At 65.4% G+C, this 19710-nt stretch carries 16 protein-coding genes; 3 read left to right on the top strand and 13 right to left on the bottom strand.

The features are described from left to right. Window positions 1–138: 138 nt before the first annotated feature. From fdh3B to JJ959_RS16705, 6 genes are all read right to left on the bottom strand, one after another. Window positions 139–735: a formate dehydrogenase FDH3 subunit beta gene (gene fdh3B, locus JJ959_RS16680; protein ID WP_292886063.1), complete on the bottom strand. Its 597-nt coding sequence runs from the start codon at window positions 733–735 to the stop codon at window positions 139–141. Between the two features lie 12 nt (window positions 736–747). After that, window positions 748–3618 carry a formate dehydrogenase subunit alpha gene (locus JJ959_RS16685; RefSeq protein ID WP_292886066.1) on the bottom strand — a complete coding sequence of 957 codons (2871 nt, stop codon included), beginning with the start codon at window positions 3616–3618 and terminating at the stop codon, window positions 748–750. 111 nt (window positions 3619–3729) lie between these two features. Beyond that, window positions 3730–3924 (bottom strand): twin-arginine translocation signal domain-containing protein, encoded by a 195-nt coding sequence (locus JJ959_RS16690; protein WP_193184584.1) that lies wholly within the window; start codon window positions 3922–3924, stop codon window positions 3730–3732. A gap of 89 nt (window positions 3925–4013) precedes the next feature. After that, window positions 4014–4616: a molecular chaperone gene (locus JJ959_RS16695; protein ID WP_292886069.1), complete on the bottom strand. Its 603-nt coding sequence runs from the start codon at window positions 4614–4616 to the stop codon at window positions 4014–4016. Window positions 4617–4784: 168 nt separating this feature from the next. Further along, entirely contained in the window at window positions 4785–5408 is a 624-nt protein-coding gene (locus tag JJ959_RS16700; protein WP_292886072.1) for a DUF3306 domain-containing protein, read from the bottom strand. Beyond that, on the bottom strand, window positions 5401–5943 hold the full coding sequence (locus JJ959_RS16705) for a DUF3305 domain-containing protein (RefSeq protein WP_292886075.1): 543 nt from the start codon (window positions 5941–5943) through the stop codon (window positions 5401–5403). Before JJ959_RS16705 ends, JJ959_RS16700 begins: the two co-directional genes overlap by 8 nt. 122 nt (window positions 5944–6065) lie before the next feature. Here JJ959_RS16705 and JJ959_RS16710 point away from each other — a divergent pair, with 122 nt between their 5' ends. Further along, complete coding sequence (locus tag JJ959_RS16710) at window positions 6066–8099, top strand: 4Fe-4S binding protein (RefSeq protein ID WP_292886077.1); 2034 nt, start codon at window positions 6066–6068, stop codon at window positions 8097–8099. Window positions 8100–8114: 15 nt separating this feature from the next. Here JJ959_RS16710 and JJ959_RS16715 read toward each other — a convergent pair whose 3' ends face one another. The 4 genes from JJ959_RS16715 to JJ959_RS16730 are packed head-to-tail and all read right to left on the bottom strand — an operon-like array spanning window position 8115 to window position 10427. Beyond that, window positions 8115–8399, bottom strand: coding sequence for a hypothetical protein (locus tag JJ959_RS16715; RefSeq protein ID WP_292886079.1), 285 nt, complete (start codon window positions 8397–8399; stop codon window positions 8115–8117). A 4-nt stretch (window positions 8400–8403) separates the two neighbouring features. Beyond that, window positions 8404–8604, bottom strand: coding sequence for a DUF6494 family protein (locus JJ959_RS16720; protein ID WP_292886082.1), 201 nt, complete (start codon window positions 8602–8604; stop codon window positions 8404–8406). 32 nt (window positions 8605–8636) lie between these two features. Then, the gene (locus JJ959_RS16725; RefSeq protein WP_292886085.1) at window positions 8637–9659 is read right to left on the bottom strand and encodes a DUF6352 family protein; all 1023 of its coding nucleotides are present in this window, start codon (window positions 9657–9659) and stop codon (window positions 8637–8639) included. A gap of 18 nt (window positions 9660–9677) precedes the next feature. Further along, a complete protein-coding gene (locus JJ959_RS16730) occupies window positions 9678–10427 on the bottom strand; it encodes a biotin/lipoate--protein ligase family protein (RefSeq protein ID WP_292886087.1) in 750 nt (249 codons plus the stop codon). A 128-nt stretch (window positions 10428–10555) separates the two neighbouring features. Between JJ959_RS16730 and JJ959_RS16735 the strand changes: the two genes are divergently transcribed. Next, window positions 10556–12739, top strand: a complete 2184-nt coding sequence (locus JJ959_RS16735) for a tetratricopeptide repeat protein (protein WP_292886090.1) — start codon at window positions 10556–10558, stop codon at window positions 12737–12739. Here JJ959_RS16735 and JJ959_RS16740 read toward each other — a convergent pair. From JJ959_RS16740 to JJ959_RS16750, 3 genes are all read right to left on the bottom strand, one after another. Then, window positions 12720–13262, bottom strand: coding sequence for a hypothetical protein (locus JJ959_RS16740; protein ID WP_292886093.1), 543 nt, complete (start codon window positions 13260–13262; stop codon window positions 12720–12722). The two genes, JJ959_RS16735 and JJ959_RS16740, sit on opposite strands and share 20 nt — an antisense overlap. A 130-nt stretch (window positions 13263–13392) precedes the next feature. Continuing rightward, window positions 13393–14868: a D-glycero-beta-D-manno-heptose-7-phosphate kinase gene (gene rfaE1, locus JJ959_RS16745; RefSeq protein WP_292886096.1), complete on the bottom strand. Its 1476-nt coding sequence runs from the start codon at window positions 14866–14868 to the stop codon at window positions 13393–13395. Beyond that, entirely contained in the window at window positions 14868–15452 is a 585-nt protein-coding gene (locus tag JJ959_RS16750) for an SIS domain-containing protein (protein ID WP_292886098.1), read from the bottom strand. Before JJ959_RS16750 ends, rfaE1 begins: the two co-directional genes overlap by 1 nt. Window positions 15453–15837: 385 nt before the next feature. On the opposite strand from JJ959_RS16750, the gene JJ959_RS16755 reads away from it, so the two are divergent. Then, window positions 15838–19710: calcium-binding protein (locus JJ959_RS16755; RefSeq protein WP_292886101.1), on the top strand; the 3873-nt coding region annotated here is incomplete at its 3' end.

Raw genomic sequence — 19710 nt, forward strand, 5'->3', positions numbered from 1 at the left:
GCACCGCGTCGACGGACCGCCATCGACCAAACCCACGGCGCCCTGCGACGCCGTGGGTCGGATCGATGTCAAAAAAACGATCATAATAGGTCGCGGACCAGACCGGAGGCCGCCATGGCGGCCTCCGGGATCGAGCGCTTAACCGCCCGTCTTCTGGTCGTAGGCCGTGCCCCAGCCCCAGGCGCCGGAGCCGAAGCCACGGGCCACGGTCCGCTCGCGGTAGATCGCGGACACAACGTCCCCGTCGCCCGCGAGAAGGGCCTTGGTCGAGCACATTTCCGCGCAGAGCGGCAGCTTGCCCTCCGCGAGACGGTTACGGCCATATTTCTGGAATTCTTCAGAGCTATGGTCGTCTTCCGGACCGCCGGCGCAGAAGGTGCACTTATCCATCTTGCCGCGGCTGCCGAAGTTGCCCGCTTGCGGGTACTGCGGAGCTCCGAACGGACAGGCATAGAGGCAATAGCCGCAGCCGATGCACAGATCCTTGGAGTGCAGAACCACACCCTCGTCGGTCTGGTAGAAGCAATCGACCGGGCACACCGCCATGCAGGGCGCGTCCGAGCAGTGCATGCAGGCCACCGAGATGGACCGTTCGCCGGGCTTGCCGTCATTGATCGTGACGACACGGCGGCGGTTCACGCCCCAGGGAACCTCATGCTCGTTCTTGCAGGCCGTGACGCAGGCGTTGCATTCGATGCAGCGCTCGGCGTCACAAAGGAACTTCATACGTGCCATTGTTTCGCTCCCTTACGCAGGCTCGATGCGACAGAGCGTCGCCTTGGTTTCCTGCATCTGCGTGACCGAGTCGTAACCGTAGGTCTGCGCAGTGTTCGTGGATTCGCCGAGGACATAAGGATCGGCACCGTCCGGATACTTGCTCCGGAGATCCTCTCCCTGGAAATGCCCGCCGAAGTGGAACGGCATGAAGGCGACGCCCGTGCCGACCCGTTCGGTGACCATTGCCTTGACCTTGACCTTGCCGTTCTCCGGACCGGTCACCCAGACCATGCTTCCGTCACGGATGCCTGCATTGTTGGCATCGCGCGGATTGATCTCGATGAACATGTCCTGCTGCAGCTCGGCGAGCCACGGGTTGGACCGGGTTTCGTCCCCGCCGCCCTCGTACTCGACCAGACGGCCGGAGGTGAGGATGATCGGGAAGTCCTTGGAGAAGTCGTTCTTCTGGATCGACGCGTAGAGCGTCGGCAGACGGTACGACTTCCGGTCCTCGTAGGTCGGGTAGTCGGCCACGAGATCCCGGCGGGAGGTGTAGAGCGGCTCGCGATGGAGCGGCACCGGATCCGGGAAGGTCCAGACCACGGCCCGTGCCTTCGCGTTCCCGAACGGAGCACATTCGTGCTTGATCGCGACACGCTGGATACCGCCCGAAAGGTCGGTCTTCCAGTTGGTCTTGTCGCCCGCGATCGCCTCGATGGTCTTGCGCTCCTCGTCGGTCAGATCCTTGTCCCAGCCGAGTTTCTTCAGCATGGCCATGGTGAATTCGGGATACCCGTCCTTGAGTTCCGAATTCGCGCTGTAGGAATCGACCGCGAGCAGGTTCTCGCCGTTCCGCTCCACGCCGAAACGCGCACGGAAGGTGAGGCCGCCCTCGGAGACCGGCTTCGACGTATCGTAGAGGATCGGGGTGCCCGGATGGTTCATGTCCGGAGTGCCCCACGCCGGCCACGGCATGCCGTAATAGTCGCCGTCGCACGGACCGCCCTGCGCCTGCAGCGTGGTCTTATCGAAGGTATGCTGGTTGGCCATGTGCTTGCGCAGCCGCTCCGGCGACTGGCCGGTATAGCCGATGGTCCACATGCCTCTGTTGAATTCGCGGGTCACGTCCTCGACCAGAGGCACCTTGTTCTCGACCTTGATGTTCTTGAACATCTGGTCGGCCATGCCGAACTTCTCGGCGAAGAGATACATGATCTCGTGGTCCGTCTTCGACTCGAAGAGCGGATCCACCACCTTCTCGCGCCACTGGATGGAGCGGTTGGAGGCGGTCACCGAGCCGTAGGTCTCGAACTGCGTGCAGGCCGGCAGAAGGTAGGCACCTTCCTTGCGGTCGTGCAGCACGGCGGAAACCGTCGGATAGGGGTCGACGACGACGAGAAGGTCGAGCTTCTCCATCGCCTTCTTCATTTCGACCATACGGGTCTGCGAGTTCGGCGCATGCCCCCACAGAACCATCGCCCGGACGTTCTCCGGCTGGTCGATGTTGGCCTTGTCCTCGAGCACGCCGTCGATCCAGCGCGACACCGGAATGCCGCTGGATTCCATCAGCTCCTTGCTGCCGAAGCGGCCGAGCAGATAGTCGTAATCGACGTCCCAGACCCGCGCCCAGTGCTTCCAGGAGCCGGTGGCGAGGCCGTAGTAACCGGGCAGGGTGTGCGACAGCACGCCGAGGTCGGTCGCGCCCTGCACGTTGTCATGGCCGCGGAAGATGTTGGTGCCGCCGCCGGCCGTGCCCATGTTGCCGAGCGCAAGCTGCAGGATGCAGTAGGCCCGGGTGTTGTTGTTGCCGTTGGTGTGCTGGGTGCCGCCCATGCACCAGATCACGGTGCCCGGACGGTTGTTCACCATGGTGCGCGCGACGCGGCGGAGCTGCGAGCCCGGAACCCCGGTGACCCGCTCGGTCTCTTCCGGCGTCCACTTCTTCACCTCGGCCTTGATCTCTTCCATCCCCCAGACGCGCTGGCGTATGAATTCCTTGTCTTCCCAGCCATTCTCGAAGATGTGCCAGAGAATGCCCCAGATCAGCGCCACGTCCGAACCCGGACGGAAGCGGACATATTCGGTCGCGTGCGCCGCGGTGCGCGTGAAGCGCGGGTCGCAGACGATCAGCGGGGCCGCATTCTGTTCCTTCGCCCGGAGCAGGTGGAGCAGCGAGACCGGATGGGCCTCGGCAGGGTTGCCGCCGATGACGAAGATGCAACGGCTGTTGTGGATGTCGTTGTAGCTGTTCGTCATCGCGCCGTAGCCCCAGGTGTTCGCAACACCCGCGACCGTGGTCGAGTGACAGATACGCGCCTGGTGGTCACCGTTGTTGGTGCCCCAGAAGGCGTAGAACTTGCGGAACAGGTAGGCCTGTTCGTTGCTGTGCTTGGCCGAGCCGAGCCAGTAGACCGAATCCGCGCCGCTCTCCTGACGGATCTGCAACATCTTGTCGCCGATCTCGTTGATCGCCTGCTCCCAGCTGATCTTCTGGTACTTCCCGTTGACCAGCTTCATCGGATATTTCAGCCGGCGCTCGCCATGGGCGTGCTCGCGGACCGCGGCGCCCTTGGCGCAGTGCGAACCGAGGTTGAACGGGCTGTCGAAGCCCGGCTCCTGGCCGATCCACACGCCATTCCGCACTTCCGCCTCGACCGTGCAGCCGACCGAACAGTGGGTGCAGACCGAACGGATCTTCTCGATCCCGGCCAGTGGATTGGCTTGCGCTTCGGCTTTCTTGACCATGCCGCCGCCGAGGGCGGATGCCGCGGCGATACCGCCGACGGTAATTCCGGAGCGTTTCAGGAACGTTCTCCGGTCGATCGCGCTGCCGGCCTGGCCGGTCAAAGCGCGAGACATGCGCGAGGACGCAGCGCGTCCGCCTGTCTTCTTCATCAACATATCGTTCTCCCGAACATTACGGCCTCTTTGCCCGACCGCTTATGTTTCAGAGGCACCCCAGCATGCGGTGCCCTGGGCTCTCCCCGTGGGGACGGCCCTGCCCTGTCCGCCCTAGAAGCGGGATAAGGCGTACGCCGTCTTCACATGCGCGGTTTCCTGGTAGCCGGCACTGACCTTGCCAGGCCGCTCCGCGGCCTCGGCTGGTTTCTGCGCCCCGGCAATCGCCGCGGCACCGGCGGCAGCGCCGATGCCCGACAATTTCAGGAAATCACGGCGTGTTGATTCGGGCTTTTTTGCATTCGCCATCACCAAACTCCGTTCTTCTCCGCACGGGTCCGATATGTCTCTCCGTCGCCGGCCCGTGCCCGGCGCAAGAGGTCATCCGCCGCCCGGCCTCAGCCGAGCATGCGGAAACTCTCGCCCTCGATCTGGATGAACTGCCGTCCGATCGAACCGAGGGGCATGTAGAGGACCGAGGCCTTCGCGCCCTCAAGATCCTCGAAAAATTTCTCCGCCCAGGAGGCGATATGCTTGTCGAAGAATTCCGCCTGGCGCTCCAGATGGCAGGCCGGGCCGAAATCGCCGCGGATCATGCCGGCCATCACGTCGCAAAGCGCGGCGATGTGATCTTCCGGCTCCTTCACCTCGTCGGCGCGCGCGACCCCGAGTTTCGCGAGATCGTCGCGCAGGTCCGCAAGCGGTTTCTCGTTCAGAAATCCGGTCAGGTAATAGGATCCGTGCGGGACCAGCTCGCCCCGCCCGACACCGTAGAAAAGTTTGTGGAATTCATCGTCCGCCAACTCCACCGTGGCGGCGCGGGCCGCGGCCGCGAACGCGGCGACGGATTTGCCGAGCGGGGTATCGTCCCCGCCCAGGCTCCGGGCGATCTCGAGACTCTCGACAGCCGGCGGACGCGCGAGAAAATGCGCCAGCAAGCCATACCAGTGCGCGCGAACGGCGTCTTCTTCCGACACCAGACTGCGGGCGGTTTCTGTCACCGACCCTCTCTCCCCAGCGTGTCCGCGTTGCCGATTGCGACCGCGGACTTCAAAATTTCCGGACTTTTCGCCCGATTTTCCAGCATCGCTACGGTACGCTCACTCGAGATCGAAGTCCACATATTCACCTGTGGCATATCAAAGGGTTTCCACCATGCGGACGCCCCGTCAGACAAGATCGCCGTCGCCGACTTCATCTTCGGACTCGTCGTGCGCATTTTCGTCCGGAACATCCGAGCTCGCGCACTCTTCCAGCTCTGCATCGCTACTCTCGGCCTCGGCCTGCAGCGTGTCATCCGCAGCTTCGCCGGCGTCTTCTTCCTTCTCGGGCTCGATCCCGAGATCCTCGTCGGTGAGGAAGCCGCGCCCGACCTTGTACGCGGTCTGCATGCCCTCGATCACCCTCGTGGCGTCCGTGTAATCCTCACCGTAATCGACCAGACCATCGACATTCGCCAGGATCGGATTGAGGCGCCAGAGCGCCTTCAGCGCCCGGCGCCGGACGAATTCCGGAACATTGCTCAGCATGAAGGCGGTGAAATCGCTGTCGGCGTGGAGACTGTCGATATCGGGCAGGGCGGCGACCGTCGCACGCTCCTCTTCCGTCATCTCCCGTTCGTCGCCGTTATAGAGCTCCGGAAGCGCCGGCTCCGGCGCCTCCTCGGGAAGCGCGGGTGCAGCGCCGCCACGCGCCTTGCGGGCCTCCTCGACGACCGTTTCCCGCGCTGCCTGCTTGCGCTCGGACCAGCGCCCGAGAAAGCTCCGGCCCGGAATGTCGCTGCGATCAGACAAGGCGGCGCCTCCCGGATCGGTCGCGCGATCCGTCCACCCGCGGGCGGCGGGCGAACTTGTCCTGCTCGCGGCGATGATCGCTGCGCTTGCGTTTGACGAACACCTCGTCCTCATGGTGCTGGTCGCAGAAATCCTGCACCCAAGCGATCAGCCCTTCGGGCATCGGCACCGCATCGACAATCTCCTCGCCGGAATCGAGATAGTCCTGCGACTCGTAAGCCGAAGCCGTCGCCAGAAACGGCACCACGTCGAATTCGGACTCGGGATCGTCGTTCTGGCGCAGCACCACGTAAACCGACGGCGTCCCTGCCAGGTTCACCTTGTACGCCTCGGTTTCTCCGCGATAAAGCGTCAGCTGAAGCGTGGCCGCATGGAAATGCTCGACGCCTTCGGCCTTGTCCAGCAACTTCCATTCGGTCACCTCCGGCGCGCCGACAATGACAGAGACGGCGCTCCAGCTATAATCCTGCCAGGGATTGTCGAGCTTTTTGCGCTCCACCACGACACCAACCGGGATTGTCCGGCTGCGTTCCATTTCCACTCCTCGGATTCCCCTCGCCGGGTCATTGCCCCGGCCGCTCCCTGTTGCAAATATGTGTACCAAAAGCGCGCACAGGAAAGCCTCAACGAAACGAAACGCGCGCGGGAGAGAGATATATGGCCACCGACAACGGGCGGCTGCTGATGTGCAACTGCAACGGCTCCATGCCCCTGGACGCGAGCGTCGCCGCGCTCTCCAAGGATGGCGAGACACCTTTCATCCATTCCGCGCTCTGCCGCGCGCAGCTGGGAAATTTTCGCGATGCGGCAGCCGCGGGAGGGCCTCTGACGGTCTGCTGCACCCAGGAAGCGCCGCTCTTCACCGAAGTCGCGGCGGAGCAGAACGGCGAGGAGGAGACGCTTTCCTTCGTCAATATCCGGGAGCGCGCAGGGTGGTCGGAAGAGCCGACAAAGGCCGGTCCCAAGATCGCCGCCCTGATCGCGGAGGCCGCGGTCAACGGCGCGCCCACGACACAGGTGCCGCTGACCTCCGAAGGGGTCTGCCTCGTCTATGGCAAGGACCAGGCCGCGCTCGACGCCGCCCGCCAGCTCGCCGCCCGGCTCGACGTGACGCTGCTGCTGAAGGAAAGCGACGGCATCATCCCGCCGGCGGTGATGGACGTGCCCGTCTTCCAGGGGCGGATCGCCCGCGCCCAGGGACATCTCGGCGCCTTCGAGATTGCAGTCGACCGCTATGCGCCGGCCGATCCGGCGAGCCGGGACGGCTTCCGATTCGAGCGGCCGCAGGACGGCGCGATGTCGACTTGCGACCTGATCCTCGATCTGACCGGAGAGACTCCGCTGTTCACCGGCCATGAGAAGCGCGACGGCTACTTCCGGCCCGACCCGGGAGATCCGGTCGCGGTGCAGAAGGCGCTGTTCGAGCTCTCGGACATGGTCGGAGAATTCGCGAAGCCGCGCTATGTCGACTTCCATTCCGATCTCTGCGCCCATTCGCGGAGCCGCAAGACCGGATGCTCGCGCTGCATTGACGTCTGCCCGGCGGGGGCGATCAGCCCGGACGGCGATGTCGTCGCCTTCGATCCCTATATCTGCGGCGGCTGCGGCGCCTGCAACTCGGTCTGTCCGACCGGCGCGGCACATTACACCTTCCCGGCGACGGCCACGCTGATCGAGCGCCTGACGGCCATGATGCAGGCCTACCGGGATGCCGGCGGCCGGCATGCCACCCTGTTCGTCCACGACTCGCAGCATGGCGGCGCCGTGATCGACATGATGGCCCGCTTCGGCAGGGGACTGCCGGCGCATGTGCTGCCCTTCGCCGTCACCCAGACGACCCAGGTCGGGCTCGATTTCCTCGCCGCCGCCTTCGCAAACGGGGTCGGGCGGGTCGTGCTCTATGCCCATCCGACGAAGCGCGACGAAATCTCCGGGCTCGCAAACCAGATCGGCCTCGCGGAGACGGTGCTGACCGGGCTTGGATTCGAGAGCGGCCTGGTCGAACTTCTGATCGAAGCCGACCCGGATGCCGTCGAAACCAGGCTCTGGTCTATGCAGAAGACCGAGGGGGTGACGCCCCGGCCCTTCCTGGCGCTTGGCGGCAAGCGGGAGATCATGGACACGGCGCTGGCCCAGCTCCGGCTGGCCTCGCCGCAACCGGTCGACATGATCGCGTTGCCGCCGGGGGCGCCCTATGGCCGGATCGCGGTCGACGTCGAGGCCTGCACGCTCTGCCTCGCCTGCGTCGGCGCCTGCCCGGCGAGTGCGCTGCAGGACAATCCGGACAAGCCGGAGCTCTCCTTCATCGAGAACAACTGCGTGCAGTGCGGGCTCTGCCAGAACACCTGCCCGGAAAGCGCCATCACGCTGGAACCGCGACTCAACTTCCTGACCGAGGCGAAATCGCCGGCGGTGATGAAGGAGGAGGAGCCGTTCCACTGCGTACGCTGCAACAAGCCCTTCGCGGCGAAGAGTTCGATCGAGCGGATCGTGAAGACGCTGGCGGAAAAGCACCCGATGTTCAAATCGCCTGAGGCGGCGCGACGGCTGCAGATGTGCGAGGACTGCCGGGTGGTCGACCAGTTCGAGGGCAAGGACGATCCGATGCGCGGCGGCGCGCGGCCCGCGATCAGGACGACGGAGGATTACCTCGGCGGCACGGTTTCGGACGAGGACGAGAGCATCCACTGAGACGGCGCGGCGGCGTCAGCCGCCGAACCTGTCCTGGCACATCGCCGCCGCGCGCTGGCGGAAGAGTTGATGCTTGGCCTCGTCGATGATGCCTTCCTCGCGCATCTTGTCGACCGCGCCGTACCGCTCGGCGAGGCACGCGGCGAGCGGACCGTTCGCGGGGAGCGCTTGCGGCGCGCCGCCCGTCAGTCCGGCAATGTCGTCCCGGTGGAGATAGGCGAGGGAGGCGACCGCTCCGGCCAGCACCAGCCCGGCGACGGCCCGGGCGCGCCAGCTGTCGATAAAGGAGGCCCCGGCCATCGCGCTACTCGGTCTCGATGGTGCCGTCGATGGTGACTTCGAGGCCGGCCGCCGGAATCGACAGCACGACCGTCGCCTCCGTCGCAGCCCCGACCTTGCCCTCTTCGACAGCCTTGCGAATGGCGGTCTCGATCTCGCGCTGCGAGGTCACGCCGACCTTCTTCAGGAACTTGCGCACGCTCATGTTGAAGATGTCTTCGTTCATCATTCTCTCCTTGTTGGCGGGCCCGCCGGCACTCAGGCGGGCGTCGCAAGAGGCAGGTTGACCAGCAGATTCTGCGGCTTCATCCGCAGCACCCCCGACGGATCCTGCGCCAGTCCGAGATAGACGGGGCGACCGGCGATCGACGGCATCATCGCCTCCGGCGACTTGAATTCGAGCCGGAAGAGGGCAAGCAGGTTGACCAGTTCCTCTTCCGGTACCTCCTCGCCCTTGTAGAGCGCGTTCAGGATCGCGCTCGAGGTCGTATCGAGGCCGATATGCCAGACCCATTTTTCGTCCGAGATACTGCGCACCGGCGTCACCGAGACCTCCGTGCCGAGGAAATGCTCGACCCAGCGCTCGAGAACGCGGCAGAGCGCGTCGAGCCCGGGGCGGGTGAAGGTCAGGTCGAGCACGGTGTCGAAGCGGTCGCTGCGGTCCCAGTAGATCTCCGCGTTTTCTTCGGTCAGCACATCGAGCTCGACCGAGCGGAGCGGCGTGTCGTTCTCCGCGATCAGGCGCTCGAGCGAGCTGTAGCCCTGCCCGGCCGCATGCATGTCGACGATCTCCTCGTCGGCGCACATCACGGTGCCGTCCTGCAGGGTCACACGCTGGCTGCGGAACAGAAGCTCCGCCGCCCGCGCCCGGAACGGATCGGTCACGCCGTCGAGCATGTTGCGGGCGACGACATGGGCGACCTGGTCGAGGAACAGCGGCGGAATCGAGATGCCGCCCTCGCGGAACGTCGAGAGATAGAAGGATTCGAGGCTGTCCGCCGCCAGTAGGGCGGCGCGGAAGCCGAGAACGATCTGGTAGTTCTCCCGCCCGTCCGGATCGCCGAACGCCGCCAGCTCCATGTCGCTGACCGGGCGTCTCGGGTCCTCCAGCAGAGCGGCATGCAGACTGCGCTCCGTGGCGCAGGATTCCGCGACCGGGGCGATCTCGGGACGGGCGAAGAGCGCGCGCAGGAAAGCATCGGTGACGGCAAGGCGGCCGTCCGCGGTCCGGTCGAGCAACGCGTAACCCGAACTGATCCAGAACTCCCTCGCCTCAGTCATCCGTTCCCGCCCGCAATGTCAGTCGAGAGACCATGTCGGTTTCCTCAGCACGTCGGTCAACGGCACGAGCGGCGTTTTCGACTCGCCGAGCACCAGACCGCCTTTCTCATCGAGGCCGAGCAGCTTTCCGCGCCACTCCCTGCCGGCGAGTTTCAGCTCCACGGCTTCCCCGCGCTTGGCGGCGCGGGGAAGCCAGTTGTCGGCAATCGGGCGCAGCCCTTCTGAGAGATAGCGGTTGGTCCAGAGCAGGAAATGGCGGGAGAAACTTTCCAGCAGATCCCCCGTGGTCAGATCTCCGCAACCTTCGTCGAGCAATGTCGTGCGCTGGCGGATCATGCCGGGTTCGGGTGCATCGGCAGCCGGCATCATCGCCAGCTTGACACCAAGCACCGCCCAGTCCGGCACCGGGTCGGACGGATCGTCCCAGAGTGCCGGCTCGACCGTCAGGGACACGCCTCCGGCGAGACCGCCGTTCACGATCAGCCGGTCCGGCCAGCCGAACAGCACCTCGACCTGCGGCGGCACCTGCGCGCCGAGACAGTCGCCGAGCGCCACCATCGCGACATGGACCGCCGCAAGCGTCTCCGAGAACGGCCGGTCCGGGCCGAGCACGATCGCGCATTCGAGCCGCTCGGCGCTGTCGAGCCAATAGAGGCTCGCCGGATCCGCGCCGTCACGTGCGGCTTCGGCGGCAGCATCCTCGACATCTGTGCCCGGCAAGACCCGGCAGGGTCGGTAAATCGGCGGAAAGGACAGTTCGTCCATCATGTTTCACTCCCTTGGCCCGAAACTAGCACGCCGATAAGAGCTGTCATGGGGGAATCGCCAATCCGGGCGCGCCATGATAAGCGAGTCGGGTGCCAGCGGCAGAAAGAGACGGAAAAAGGGGATCAAGGGTGCAGGTTCGCGGACTGCTCGTCACGGCGCACAGCCTGCACGCCTCCGGCCGAATCGCCGAAGCGGCGACCGCTTACCGCAGGGCCCTGACGGCGGCGCCCGAGCAGGCCGACGGATGGCACCTGCTCGGCACCGCCCTTCTGCAGGCCGCGCGTCCCTTGCCCGCGGCGGCATGCATCGGGAAAGCGCTTGTCGCCGATCCCGGACGGCACGATTTCCGGCTCAATTTCGGCTACGCATTGATCGATGCCGGCCGCACGGCGGATGCCCTTTCGGCCCTGGAAACAGCCTGCAGGCATCGACCGGCCGATGCGGCGCTCTGGAGCGCCCGTGCGGCCGCAAGCAAACGGCTTGGCGACATGGCGGCGGCGGACCGGGCATTCCGCGCGGCAATCCTGCTCGACCCCTCAGGTTTCGCCCAGCTCTACAATCGCGGCCTGGCGCGTCAGGAAGCCGGCGATATGTCGGGCGCGATTGTGTCTTATGGACGTGCGCTAAAACTCCAGCCCGCCTCCGGAACCGTCCTCGCCAACCGGGCGCAGGCATTGTGGAGCGAGAGGCACACGGACGCGGCAGCGCACGACTTCAGAAGCGCCATTCTTCTCGCACCCGGAGACGCCACGCTGCTGAACGATCTCGGGATCGCTCTCTGGGACGGCAACGAGATCCGCGGCGCGATCGCGCTTTATCGCCGGGCCCTCGCAGCCGCGCCGGAGAGGGTGGCGATCACCCGCAACCTCACAGGCGCGCTGGCAAGTGCCGGTCACTACGATGCCGCACTCGACGCCTTCGACGACGCCATCCGCCGCCATCCCGGCGATCCGGGCTTTCCCGTAAGGCGCGCCCTCGTTCTCCCGGTGATTCCGGAAAACCTCGGTCAGATCGACGCCGCGAGAGCAAAGATCGCCGGCTTTCTCGCCTCTGACGAAGCCGAGCGCATTCGGCTCGACAATCCCCTGGAACAGATCGGCGCGGCGAACTTCTATCTCGTCTATCACGGCCGCAACGACCGGGTTCTCGCAGAAGGAATCAGCGCCTTCTACAGGCGCGCCTGCCCGGCGCTCAATTTCATCGCGCCGCATTGCGCCGGCGCCGCGCCGCCGACTGGCCCTATCGAACTCGGGATATGTTCGAAACACCTCGCCGGACACACGATCGGCGCTGTTTTCGGCCGGCTCGTCACCGGTCTCGACCGGTCGCGCTTCCGCCTGACCCTGTTGCGCCCGCCCGGCCTCCGGGACCAGGCGGCGGCCGAAATCGCGGCCGCATTCGACCAGGTCGTCGAGCTGCCGGCGGAGATCGGACGCGCCGCCGAGATTGCCGCCGGCTGCCGGCTCGACGCCCTGCTCTACACGGATATCGGGATGGAGCCCTTCACCTATTTCCTCGCCCACACGCGCCTTGCGCCCGTGCAATGGGTGACCTGGGGCCATCCGGTCACAACGGGGATCGACACCGTCGATGCCTATCTCTCCCCCGACTGCTTCGAGCCGGACGGGGCGGAGGCGCATTATTCGGAGCGGCTGGTCCGCAGCCCGAGTATCCCGATGGTCTACCGCGACGAGGCGGTCCCGCCTCCGGCGGCGAAATCGGAGTTCGATCTTCCGGACGGGCGCCCGCTCTACCTCTGCCCGCAGAATCTCTTCAAGCTGCACCCGGACTACGATCACGTTCTGGCAGATATCCTCGCGCGCGACCCGCGCGGAACGCTGGGCCTGATCGAAGGCGCCAATCCGGAATGGACGGCGCGGCTGAAATCCCGGCTGGCGGCCGTTCTCAGCGGTGCCATGGAGCGGGTCCGGTTTCTGCCTTACCTGCCGAAGAACGACTACATGCGGCTGCTCGGAGCGGCCGACGTGATGCTCGACCCGATCCATTTCGGCGGCAGCAACACGACGCTCGGCGGGTTCGCGGCGGGAACGCCCGTCGTCACCTGGCCGGGACCCTACATGCGAGGCCGCATGACCTACGGCCTCTACCGGACCATGGGGGTCACGGATTGTATCGCGACGGACCTAGCGGACTACGCGGCAAAGGCGGTTGAAATCGCGAACGATCCCGGGCGGCGCAACGAGATCGCCCGGCGCATCCGGACGGCGCGTCCGGCCGTCGTCGAAACGGCCGGCGCGTCCCGGGATCTCGGCAATCTGCTCGCAGAAGCGGTCAGCTCGCGGAACGGTTAGCGATCAGCTCGGCCTTGCCGGTTTCCATGTCATATCGCAGGCGCGGCTCGTTCTCCAGCGGACGGCCGGTCACGCGCACGAAGCAGGCCTTGGCCGGATAATCGATCGCATGGATTTCCCGCACGTCATAGAACCCGGCATCGCCGGGTTTCAGGCGATAGGTCTTCACATGCTCGATCTCCGCCGCTCCGTCGCCCTCACCGCCGTCGAGACGCCGGAACTCGCTCATGTCGGTATATTCCTTCGCCTGGCCGTAGATCGCCCAGGAGGTGCCGTGATCGTGCGGCGGCGAGGCATGCGGCTTCTCGTTGACATGGGCCAGCACGACGAACTCCAGCTCGTCGTCTCGGTAGAGCTCGGTCACGCCGACCGGCGCGTCCTTGCCGCAGACCTCTTCGACGAAGTCCTCGTTCTTGAGAAGCTTCTCGAGATTCTTGCGGACCGCATCGCGGCCTTTCGCGTTGTTGTTCGCGGCCAGAATGTCGTGGCTCTCGCGACAGAACTCCCTCAGACCGTAGGTCATGCCTGATCTCCCTTGATTTTATTCGACTTTTGCCACCGGTTCGAACGCCGGCGAAATGAGGATCGAGGCATTCTCCTCCTAACGGACGAGGATGACAACGGATGCGATGCCGCAAGAAGCCGCAGACCGGCTACTTGCCGGCATTCATCCGGGCGATGGTGGCCGTCGTGCTGTGTCCGTCCTCAAGCTGAGCCAGAACCACCTTGCCGCCGTAGGACTGGACGAATTCGGCTCCGACAACGGTCTCGACCGTGTAGTCCGCCCCTTTCACCAGAACGTCGGGGCGGACCGTCTTGATCAGTTCCAGCGGCGTGTCCTCGCCGAAGATGACGACCGCATCGACAGTCGCGAGCGAAGCCAGCACCGCCGCCCGGGACGCTTCCGACTGGACCGGCCGCGTCGGGCCTTTCAGGCGCGCCACGGACGCATCGCTGTTGAGCCCGACCACGAGCCTGTCGCAGGCCGCCTTGGCCTGGCGCATCAGCGAGACATGTCCCGGATGCAGCAGATCGAAGCAGCCGTTGGTGAAGCCGACGCGCAGGCCCTGGGCGCGCCACTCCTTCGCCCGGTTGGCGATGATATCGGCGGAGGCGACCTTGACCTCGCCCTGCAGCAGATCGTGCGCACGAAACGCGGCGGCAAGCTCGGAGGCGTAAGCGACCGCGGTTCCCATCTTGCCGACGACGATCCCGGCCGCGGCATTGGCGAGTTCGATCCCGTCGGCGATCGGCAGCCCCCGCCCGAGCGCGGCAGCCAGCACCGCGACCACCGTGTCGCCCGCGCCGGAGACGTCGAAAACTTCGCGCGCGACCGCCTCGAAATGCAGAGGCTCGGCTTTCGGATCGCCGCTCACATATGTCATGCCGTCCTGGCTTCTGGTGACCAGAACGGACTCGATCCCGGAGGTTTCGATGATATGGCGCGCGGCTGCGACGATCGCCTCGACACTGTCCACCGGCATCCCGCTCGCCTCGGACAACTCGCGCCGGTTCGGCGTGATTACCGTCGCGCCCGTGTAGCGGCCGTAGTCGCTGCCTTTCGGATCGACAATGACGGGGCGCCCTTTCTGCCGCGCCGCGCCGATCAGCTTTGCCAGCCCCCCTCTGCTGAGCAGGCCCTTGCCGTAGTCGGACAGCACCAGGGCGGAGGATTGCTCCATGTCTGCGACTGCGCGCGAAATCAGGTCTTCCTCAACCCCGGCATCGATCGCATCAACGTTTTCCTGGTCGGCGCGCAGCAGTTGCTGCGCGCCCGCGACATAGCGGACCTTGATCGTGGTCTCGCGCCCGGGAATGGTCAGCAGATGACTCTCGACACCTGCCTCCTCGGCGACCAGCCCGGTCAGTTCGCGGCCCGCCGCGTCGCGTCCGATGACCGAGATGAAACAGGCCTCGGCACCGAGCGCCACGAGATTGCGGACCACATTTCCGGCACCGCCGAGCATCGCCGTCTCGCGCTGGATCCGGAGCACCGGCACCGGCGCTTCCGGGGAGATCCGGTCGACGGTTCCGTAGACGAACCGGTCGAGCATCGCGTCGCCGACACAAAGAAGTCGAACGCCGGCGAGCGAGTCGACCTTCGCCGCAAGGTCGGAATCGTGCGTCATTACCCCTCCACGAGGCCAAGCTGGATCTCGATCGCGCCGCAGAGCGCCTGGCCGATCGTGATGTGCATTTCCTGAATTCGCGCGGCGGCCCGGTGCGGCACCCTGATCAGCGGATCCGCAAGCCCGGCCATGTCCCCGCCGGTCTCGCCGGTCAGACCGGCCGCGACGAGACCTTTCTCGCGGGCCATCTTCAGGCCCGCGATGATGTTGGGCGAGCGGCCCGAGGTCGATATCCCGATCGCAACGTCGCCAGGCCGGCCGAGCGCCTCGATCTGCCGGGAGAACAGGCGCTCGAAACCGAGATCGTTGCCCGCCGCCGTCAGCGCGGAACCGTCCGTGGTCAGGGCGATTGCCGCGATCGCTGCGCGGTCCTTAATGTAGCGGACCGTCAGTTCCGTCGCCAGGTGCTGCGCGTCGGACGCGCTGCCACCGTTGCCGAAGAACAGGATCTTGCCGCCGTTCCGGATCGAGGCCACGCATTTCTCGGTCAGGTCGGCAAAAGGCGCCGCAAGCGTTTCCCGGACAGCCGCCGCCACTTTCAGGTGCTCATCCAGCTCGCTTTCGAAGTAGGCGCTCAAATTCATCTTATCTCGGACTCCGGCCCCAATTGGTTGTGCTCTTTTCGGCCGGACATAACCGCGGCGCGCAAGCTGTTTGATCGGCGCCGATCCTGCTTTGGAACCGGCGCGCCGACGTTATCCCAAATGCGGCCGGGCGCATCAAGAAAACCGCGTTTTCGGAATATCGAAGAAAATTAGATCGAATTTTATTGATTTTTGTTCCGCGTCTTGTAGTGTATTTATAGTAGCTTGTGATATAAGCTGTTTTCGTCACAGAAAGAGACGCTCTCATGTATGCACAAAGCATCGCAAAAGGCGGATTTCTTCGCCCTTTCTTAACGAATTCCTGCGATAATTTGTGGTTTGAGAGCGTCAACGCACAACATGTGCGATTGAAGAGTTAATTTGGATGGCCGAGCTCAACGGTACGAACGGGAATGATACCCTCGTCGGGACCAACGGCGCCGATACGATCGACGGCCGCGGCGGAGAGGATTCCATCGTCGGCGGCAGTGGTGACGACCTTCTTCTCGGTAGTGCCGGAGCAGAGAGCTCCATCAACGAACTTCCTTTCGACGACACCCTCGACGGCGGCACCGGCAACGACACGATGCGCGGCGGTGGCGGTAACGATACCTACGAATTCCGCATCGGCGACGGCCGCGACGAAATTCTCGACGAATACCACTATTACCCGGAAAACCCGCTTGGCGGTCTGCAGCCCGTCCAACAAGGCAACGGCGGTTTCGACACGCTGAACTTCGGCCCGGGGATCACGCCGGACAATCTCTGGATCACGATCAGCGACGGTAATCTCTATGTCGCGGTCCTGCAGCCGGGGGTGAACCCCTTCGACTCGGACGATATGGTGGTGATCCGGAATTGGTCGGACGCCAATCGCAGGATCGAGCAGTTCAAGTTTTCCGACGGGTCCGTCTGGTCGACGCAGGACATTCTGGACAATGTCTCTGGCACTGACAGCGGTGACACGATCCAGTGGGGCGGGACGGAAAGCATTTCGGTCGCATCCGGAAACGGCGCTGACGTAGTCAGCACCGGTTCAGGTGCGGATTCGATCGGTGGCGGCGGTGGTGGCGACACGGTTGCCGCTGGCGCCGGCAACGACGGCGTCTACGGAAACGAGGGCGATGACAGCCTGCTCGGCGAGAGCGGAAACGATACTGTTGAAGGTGGGGCCGGCAACGATACGATCGACGGCGGTGACGGCCACGACAGTCTCGAGGGCGGCGACGGCGACGATCTGATCCGTGGCTCGGGCGGCGAGCAGGGCAATATCAACGAGCAGGTCGGCAACGACACCCTGACCGGCGGCGCGGGTGACGATACGCTGCGCGGCGGCGGCGGTAACGATCTCTACCAGTATGGTATCGGCGACGGCCGCGACGAGATTCACGACGAGTATTTTCACACCCAGCTGACGCCCAGCGGCGAAATCGTGCTCTTCAGCCGTGACGAGTTCGCGGGAAACGACACCATCGCTTTCGAAGACGGCATCACCGCGGACGATCTCTGGATCAACCTGGTCGGCGACGACCTCATTGTCGGTATCCGTGACGGCGATACGGATATTTTCGATCTGGACGACCAGATCACGATCACCGACTGGCGGGACTCCCTCAACCGGGTCGAGACCTTCCAGTTCGGCGACGGCACCCAGATGAATGTCAACGAGATGTTGCAGAACATCTCCGGCAGTGCCGGGGGCGACGTCCTGAGCTGGAGCGGCCCCGAAAACACCGCGATGGACGGTGCGGGCGGCAACGATTCCATGGTTGGCGCCGGCGGCAACGATTCCCTCAGCGGCGGCGACGGCGACGACACCATCCGGCTCGGCAACGGCAACAATCTCGGTCTCGGCGACGAGGGCAACGATGTCGTCGTCGGCGGAACCGGCCGGGATACGATCGATGGCGGCGCCGGCAACGACTATATCGACGGCGGCGCCGGCGAAGACCTGCTGATCGGCGGCGCGGGCGCCGACACGATCCGCGGAAGCGGCGGCTCGCAGGGCACGATCAACGAGGGCGCGGCGTCCGATACCCTCTCCGGCGGGGCCGGCGACGACGAACTGCGTGGCGGCGGCGGCAACGACACCTACGTCTATCGGGCCGGCGAAGGCCACGACCAGATCCTCGACGAATATGTCTATACCGGCCGCTCTCCGCTGGGCACCGTCTATTCGCCCGTGGATATGGACGGCGGCACAGCCGATCGCCTGCAGCTGGTCGGCGACGGGATGGTCGACAACACGACCTTCTCCCTCAACGGCTCCACGCTCTATGTCGGCGTCGGCGAGAACGGTGCCGAGGACATCGCGGACTATGACGATCTGGTCCAGATCAACCGCTGGACCGAGGCCAACCGCGAGGTCGAGGGCTTCGAGTTCACCGATGACGGGGTCACGGTCACCAGCGATCAGCTGCGCGGCGTCTTCGACGCGGTCACCTCCGGCGACGATTACATCGATGCCAGCTTCATCGGTCTCGGCATCGATGCCGGCGCCGGCAACGACACCGTTCTCGGCAGCGCCTATTCCGACCGCTTCGACGGCGGCAGCGGCGACGACCTGCTCAGCGGCGCCGGCGGCAACGACCTGCTCGACGGCGGCAGCGGCAGCGATACGCTCGCGGGCGGCACCGGCAGCGACACCTTTGCAGGCACCCCGGCTTCTCTCGACGGCGACCTGATCGCCGATTACGAGGATGAGGACGTCGTGCGCCTGGAGAACACCCAGATCGCGGAAGGCAACGTCGCGCTGACCGCGCAGGACGGTCAGACCACGGTCGAGATCGATACCGGCAACGGCACGGGAACTACTTTCACCCTGAACGGCGAGTTCGTCGGCGTCGAGGTCACGCAGAACGGCGACCATTCCGAACTGCGCTTCACCACCGAGTCCCTCGACGACACGCTGATCGGGACAGAGTACGACGACACGCTCAATGGCGGCGGCGGCAGCGACTATATCGACGGTGCCGGCGGCAACGACTTCCTGATCGGCGGGGACGGCAACGACACGGTCATCGGCTCAGAAGGTGACGACACGGTCATCGGCGGCGAAGGCAACGACCTGCTTTCCGGCGCGGCCGGCAACGACAGCATCACCGGCGACGGTGGGTCCGATACCATCTTCGCCGGCGACGGTGATGACATCGTCGATGGCGGCTCGGAGAACGACACGCTCTCCGGCGGCGCCGGCAACGACACCATGACCGGCGGGGCCGGAAGCGATCTCGTCGATGGCGGAGACGGCAACGACACGCTGACCGGCGCGGACGGCGACGACACCGTGCTCGGCGGTGCAGGCGACGACACGCTCGGTGGCGGCGAAGGCAACGACCTGCTCGACGGCGGTACCGGCAACGATACTCTGACCGCGGGCGCGGGTGACGACACTCTCATTGGCGGCGAAGGTAACGACCTGCTCGAGGGTGGCGCCGGCAACGACACGCTTTCCGGCGGGTTCGGCGACGACACCATGACCGGCGGGGCCGGAAACGATCTCGTCGATGGCGGGGACGGCAACGACACGCTGACCGGCGCGGACGGTGACGATACCGTGCTCGGGGGTGCGGGCGAGGACACGCTCGGCGGCGGCGAAGGCAATGACAGTCTCGACGGCGGTACCGGCAACGATACGCTCACAGCCGGCGCAGGCGACGATATCGTTCTCGGCGGGGGCGGTGACGATCTGGCCGAAGGCGGCGCTGGAAACGACACGGTCGCGGGCGGCAGCGGCAACGACACCGTGCTTGGCGATGACGGCGACGATCTGGTCGATGGCGGCGACGGCGACGATGTCCTGAGCGGCGGCGCGGGCGACGATACGCTCCAGGGCGGCGACGGCCATGACAGCCTCGACGGCGGATCGGACGACGATCTGCTGATCGGCGGCGCCGCCAACGACACTCTTAACGGTAACGACGGCAACGATACGATCTTCGGCGATGGCGTCGAGGACACCGTGCTCGGCGACGACTGGAACGAATACCAGCCGGACGACAGCGTCTCGGGCGGTGCCGGCGATGACACGACCGCCGGTGGAGATGACACGACCGCGGGCGGCGACGACACCACTGCGGGCGGCGACGACACCACTGCGGGCGGGGACGACACCACTGCAGGCGGCGACGATACGACCACTGGCGGCGGCGACACCACTGCCGGCGGCGATGACACGACCGCGGGTGGCGACGACACGACCGCGGGTGGCGACGACACGACTGCCGGCGGCGACGACACCACTGCAGGCGGGGACGAC

Origin of the sequence: Nisaea sp., from assembly GCF_017640745.1 — a bacterium.
GTDB lineage: Bacteria > Pseudomonadota > Alphaproteobacteria > Thalassobaculales > Thalassobaculaceae > Nisaea.